The organism is Streptococcus pseudopneumoniae (assembly GCF_001072665.1).
Lineage (GTDB): Bacteria > Bacillota > Bacilli > Lactobacillales > Streptococcaceae > Streptococcus > Streptococcus pseudopneumoniae_S.
The window spans coordinates 1-781 of record NZ_JVJI01000027.1 but is presented as its reverse complement, the minus strand read 5'-3'; the positions used below and the strand labels follow the sequence as shown (position 1 = coordinate 781).

General features: G+C 33.8%; 2 protein-coding genes. Both read right to left on the bottom strand.

From position 1 onward, the window contains the following. Positions 1–182 (bottom strand): TipC family immunity protein (locus ADH52_RS10795; protein WP_049546290.1); only part of this gene is annotated, 182 nt, incomplete at its 3' end. Positions 183–186: 4 nt separating this feature from the next. Next, positions 187–781 (bottom strand): TipC family immunity protein (locus ADH52_RS02220; RefSeq protein WP_049509844.1); only part of this gene is annotated, 595 nt, incomplete at its 5' end.

Genomic DNA, 781 nt, shown 5'->3' with positions numbered 1-781 from the left:
CTTGGCCAACCTGGACTAATTTCAAAGCCATCTATATGCCTTAAAATATTATTTGTTCGATAGGTTTTCTCAGTTTCTTGGTAAATCTCATCAAAAATGTTTTTAGGTTGACGGATAAAAAAGTAGAAACAGGATGATATGATTATCACGAATAAGGCTACTAAACCGAGAATTTTCTTCATGTTATCACCAATTCTCCCACTGGGTTTCAATCTTGACATCGCCATAGTTGCTTGGCGAATACTTGCTGTCATAAATCGAGCACCAGTCTTTTAAGACTTTTTGATTGACGATTTCGTCGTAGTAAGAATCCAAATCCTTGGCAGTGATACCGTACTGCTCTAGATAGGATTTCACCTGAGCTTCGTCTTCAATATAAGTTTCCGTATCTGCTTTCTTCAAACCTATTTTGACAATTTTTTTTAAAGTACGGTCTTGATAAGTATATTTATTCCATATCCTAACTCTCGTGTTTGGTCCTACTTGCCTCTCAAATGTAACGGAGCTTAATTGAGATGTATATTCAAAATTAAACCCAATTTCTATCTCATAATAATCTGACGGTGTTTTCTCTTTGTTGTATAATCCGAACGGAGTATACAAAATATTGGGGTCATCACTTGGCCAATCCGGTCTGATTTTAAACCCATCTATATGCCTTAAAACATTATTTGACCGATATGTTTTCTCAGTTTCTTGGTAAATTTCATCAAAAATATTTTTAGGTTGTTTTGGAAAAAAGTAAAAATAAACTGATACAAGTAATACTACTATTGTTAAA